The sequence below is a fragment of the Hansschlegelia beijingensis genome (genome assembly GCF_045505405.1).
In the GTDB taxonomy this organism is placed as follows: Bacteria; Pseudomonadota; Alphaproteobacteria; order Rhizobiales; family Methylopilaceae; genus Methylopila; species Methylopila beijingensis_A.
The window spans coordinates 1-4,334 of the sequence record NZ_JBJKEX010000259.1 but is presented as its reverse complement, the minus strand read 5'-3'; the positions used below and the strand labels follow the sequence as shown (position 1 = coordinate 4,334).

The window sequence follows — 4,334 nt, the reverse complement described above, 5'->3', positions numbered from 1 at the left end:
GGCCGGCGCTGGAGGCCGCCGTGCGCGCTGCGCTCGGGGCGCCGCCGCCGCCCTACAGCCTCGCGGTCTGGCACGGCTTCAACTTCGAGTTCTACATGAGCGTCGTGGCGCTCGCGGGCGGAGCGGCGACCTATGTGCTGCTCCGGCCCTATCTGCTCCGGGGGCTCGACGGGCCGCCTCTGCTGCGGGAGCTGAGCGGGCGCCGCATCTTCGACCGCGTGCTCGTCACGCTGTCCTGGCGTCTCGCCCGCTGGCTCGAGGGCGTGCTCGGCACGCGGAGGCTCCAGCCGCAGCTGCAATGGCTGACGATCGTGGCCGTGACCGCAGCGGCGGCTGCGCTCTTCGCCGTCGGCCTGTCGGTCGGCCACGGTCCCTCGAGCGGGCCGGACCTCCCCTTCGCGCTGCTGTGGGTCGTCGGCGTCGCCTGCGCGGTCGGCGCCGCGAGCCAGGCCAAGTACCACCGCGTGACCGCGCTGATCCTGCTCGGCGGCGCGGGACTCGTGACCTGCGTGACGTTCGTCTGGCTCTCCGCGCCCGACCTCGCCCTCACTCAGCTGGTGGTCGAGACCGTGACCACGGTGCTGCTGCTTCTCGGCGTGCGCTGGCTGCCGAAGCGCTTCGAGGCCGCCGAGCTCAACGGCGAGGGCGGCCGTGTGATCCGCTGGTACCGCGTCCGAGACCTGCTGATCTCGCTCGCGGTCGGCGGCGGCCTCGCCGCGCTCGCCTACGCGGCGATGACGCGGCCGGCGCCGGACAGCATCTCCCGCTTCTTCGTTGAGAACGCCTATCTGAAGGGCGGCGGAACCAACATCGTGAACGTCATCCTGGTGGACTTCCGCGGCTTCGATACCTTGGGCGAGATCACGGTGCTGGGCGTCGTGGCGCTGACCGTGTTCGCCCTGCTGCGCCGCTTCCGTCCGGCGCCGGACAGCATCCCGGTGCCCGAGCAGCAGCGCACGCAGAGCCTGTACGACGAGAGCACCCCGGAGCGGGAGAAGGGCGCGATCGTGCGCGACGCGATGGCGGTCCCGGCCCTCATCATGCGCCTCCTGTTCCCCGTGGTGGGGACGATGGCCGTGTTCCTGCTGCTGCGGGGCCACGACCTTCCCGGCGGCGGCTTCGTGGCCGGCATCACGATGGCGGTGGCCTTCCTGCTGCAATACATGGCGCTCGGAACCGCGCAGGCGGAGGAGCGCCTGCACGTGCTGCCCGTGCGCTGGATCGGCGTCGGCCTGCTGCTGGCGACCGGGACCGGCGCGGCCTCGTGGCTGTTCGGCCGGCCGTTCCTGACCTCCTATTTCGGCTACGCCGACCTGCCGCTGATCGGAAAGATGCCGACGGCGAGCGCCTTCGTGTTCGACCTCGGCGTGTTCTCGCTGGTGGTCGGCGCGACCGTGCTGATGCTGATCGCGCTCGCCCACCAGTCGGTGCGCAGCCATCGCATCGCCGCCGAGCAGGAGGCCGAGACGCCCGCGACCGCCGCCGGTGACGCCCGATGACGGAAATCGTGCTCGCCATCGGCATCGGCGCCTTCGCGGCCTCCGGCATGTGGCTGCTGCTGCGGCCGCGCACCTTCCAGGTGATCATCGGCCTGTCGCTGCTGTCCTACGCGGTGAACCTGTTCATCGTGGCGATGGGCCGGCTCCACACCAACATGCCGCCCGTGCTCGAGAAGGCGGGCCCGGGCGACCCGGCGCTCTACGCCGATCCGCTGCCGCAGGCGCTGGTGCTCACCGCGATCGTCATCAGCTTCGCGACCACCGCCCTGCTTCTCGTCGTGCTGCTCGCGGCGCGCGGCCTGACCGGCACCGACCATGTCGACGGCCGCGAGACGCGGCCATGAGCGCCCTCGCCGACAACCTGATCATCGCGCCGATCATCCTGCCGCTTCTGGCGGGGATCGCGACGCTGCTGCTCGGCGAGCCGCGGCGCAACGTGAAGGCCGGGATCAACGTCGCCGCGAGCTTCACGCTGGTCGCGATCGCGGTCGCGCTGCTCGTCAAGGCGGACACGGCGGAGGGGCTCGTCGGCGTGTACCGCCTCGGCGACTGGGCGGCGCCGTTCGGCATCGTGCTGGTGGCCGACCGGCTCTCCGCGATGATGCTGCTGCTGACCGCGATCCTCGGCTCGGCCGCCGTCGTGTTCTCGCTCGCGCGCTGGCACCGGGCGGGCGCGCATTTCCACTCGCTGTTCCAGTTCCTGCTGATGGGCGTCAACGGCGCGTTCCTGACCGGCGACCTGTTCAACCTGTTCGTGTTCTTCGAGCTGCTGCTGGTCGCGTCCTACGGGCTCGCGCTGCACGGCTCGGGGGCGGCGCGGGTCCGGGCGGGGCTGCACTACATCGTGGTCAATCTCGCGGCCTCGCTGCTGTTCCTGATCGGCGTCAGCCTGATCTACGCCGTCGCCGGCACGCTCAACATGGCGGACCTCGCCGCGCGCATCCCCGGGATCGCCGCGGAGGATCGGCCGCTGCTGGAGGCGGGGGCGGCGATCCTAGGGACCGCCTTCCTGCTCAAGGCCGGCATGTGGCCCCTCTGCTTCTGGCTGCCGACGGCCTATGCGGCGGCGGCGGCGCCGGTCGCCTCCGTCTTCGCGATCCTCACCAAGGTCGGCGTCTACGTCCTGCTGCGCCTCTGGCTGCTGCTGTTCGGAGACGGCGCCGGCGCCTCGGCGCAGTTCGGCGGCGACTGGCTGCTCTATGGCGGCCTCGCCACCGTGGCGTTCGGCGCGATCGGCTCGCTCGCCTCGCAGGACATGGCGCGGCTCGCGGCCTTCTCGGTGCTGGTCTCCTCCGGCACCGCGCTCGCGGCGATCGGTCTGGGTCAGGCCGGGGTGACGGGCGGCGCGCTGTTCTATCTCGCGAGCTCCACGCTCGGCGTCGGCGCGTTCTTCCTGCTGGTCGAGCTCGTGGAGCGCGGGCGCGAGCCGGGCGCGGACGTGCTCGCCGTCACCCGCGAAGCCTATGGCGAAGGCGAAGAGGAGATCGACGAAGAGGACGAGGTCGGGCTCGCCATCCCCGCCACGCTGGGCGCGCTCGGCGTGGCCTTCATCGGCTGCGCGGTGATCATCGCGGGGCTGCCGCCGCTCTCGGGCTTCATCGCCAAGTTCGCGCTGCTGAGCGCCGCGCTGAACCCCGCGGGCGCGGCCGGCCAGCACGTTCCTCCGGGCGCGGCCTCGTGGCTTCTCCTGGTGGTGCTGGTCGTGTCGGGTCTCGCCGCGCTGATCGCCATGACGCGCGCGGGCATCCGCGTCTTCTGGGCCGCGCCGGACCGCTCGGTCCCGCGGATCCGGGTGATCGAGATCGCGCCGGTCGCAGCGCTGCTGCTCCTGTGCGTGTGGCAGACGGTCCAGGCCGGTCCCGTGATGCGCTTCATGCAGGCTACCGCCGACTCGCTCCACGCGCCGCAGGATTACGTCCGCGAGGTGCTGAAGCCCGGCGCCGCGCCGTCCGGAGGGGCGGAGCGATGACGCGCCTCCTGCCCTATCCGCTGATCTCGGCCGCGCTGCTGCTGCTGTGGCTCCTCGCCAACCAGGCGGTGACGCCCGGCCAGATCCTGCTCGGCGCCCTCGCGGAACATCCGAGCCGCGATCGCGCCGCCCTCCCGCACGGTTTCGGCGAGCACGCCCGCAAGGCGTTCGAGATCGATCGGCGCGTCGGTAGAAGGCACGATGGCGGGCAATCCGGTTCGAGGGGGCCGCGCGGGGTACGCGCTGGCCCCAAGGTGGTGGGACAGCAGGGCTGACGCAAGCGCCGCCCCGCGTTCATCACATTCTTACCCTCTCTGGCAAGCTCTTCTTCAGCATGGCGGAAGAACAGGCCTGTGAGAGGCCGGGGTCAGAAAACATTCACCAGCTCTGTTAAGCCGGAAAAGCAGTCCTCGAGCGTATGTTCCAGCAACGAACGAAGAGCCCGCAGCATTGGGCCTTCTGGGAGACTGGACATTGGTTAGTCAAAGCGACGCCTGCGCGCCCACGCGCGCCGGAACGGGGACGGCCGACCGGCTCGACCCCTTCACGCTGCCGGTGCGGTTCGCCGCGCCGGATCCCTACGCCGACGGCGGCGAACGCCGCGTGACGGTCGATTCCGGCCGCGTCGTGGTGGACCGGATGGTCCGCCGCATCGCGATGCGGATCGTCGCCCCGCTCTCGACCTTCACCGGGGTGGCGATGCGGGTCGCGCCGGGCGCCGACCCCCGCGAGGATCAGGTCGAGGTCGTGCTCGTCGCGGCGCTCGCCGACATCGCGGTCGAGGTCAACGCCAGCGTCGAGAACATCGGCGCGCGCCGGCTGCAGACCGTGATGGAGCGGGTGCTGGACGAGATCAGCTTCACGGC

4 protein-coding genes and 1 pseudogene are annotated in these 4,334 nt (G+C 71.4%); all 5 read left to right on the top strand.

What is annotated here, in order from left to right; all coding sequences use genetic code 11:
* Positions 1 to 1,499: hydrogen gas-evolving membrane-bound hydrogenase subunit E (gene mbhE, locus ACIKT0_RS13765; protein ID WP_407105892.1), on the top strand; the 1,499-nt coding region annotated here is incomplete at its 5' end.
* Positions 1,496 to 1,843 (top strand): Na+/H+ antiporter subunit C, encoded by a 348-nt coding sequence (locus tag ACIKT0_RS13760; RefSeq protein WP_407105891.1) that lies wholly within the window; start codon positions 1,496 to 1,498, stop codon positions 1,841 to 1,843. The genes mbhE and ACIKT0_RS13760, both read left to right, overlap by 4 nt.
* Entirely contained in the window at positions 1,840 to 3,468 is a 1,629-nt protein-coding gene (locus ACIKT0_RS13755) for a monovalent cation/H+ antiporter subunit D (protein WP_407105890.1), read from the top strand. The genes ACIKT0_RS13760 and ACIKT0_RS13755 overlap by 4 nt, the downstream gene beginning before the upstream one ends.
* A complete protein-coding gene (locus tag ACIKT0_RS13750) occupies positions 3,465 to 3,743 on the top strand; it encodes a hypothetical protein (protein ID WP_407105889.1) in 279 nt (92 codons plus the stop codon). Before ACIKT0_RS13755 ends, ACIKT0_RS13750 begins: the two co-directional genes overlap by 4 nt.
* 199 nt (positions 3,744 to 3,942) lie before the next feature.
* Positions 3,943 to 4,334 (top strand): annotated as a pseudogene (locus tag ACIKT0_RS13745) (hypothetical protein); the annotation flags it as partial.

Bases quoted from the DNA above. Each gene is read 5' to 3' on its own strand.
- ACIKT0_RS13750 (WP_407105889.1), top strand. From the start codon at position 3,465: ATGACGCGCCTCCTGCCCTATCCGCTGATCTCGGCCGCGCTGCTGCTG.
- ACIKT0_RS13755 (WP_407105890.1), top strand. From the start codon at position 1,840: ATGAGCGCCCTCGCCGACAACCTGATCATCGCGCCGATCATCCTGCCG.
- ACIKT0_RS13760 (WP_407105891.1), top strand. From the start codon at position 1,496: ATGACGGAAATCGTGCTCGCCATCGGCATCGGCGCCTTCGCGGCCTCC.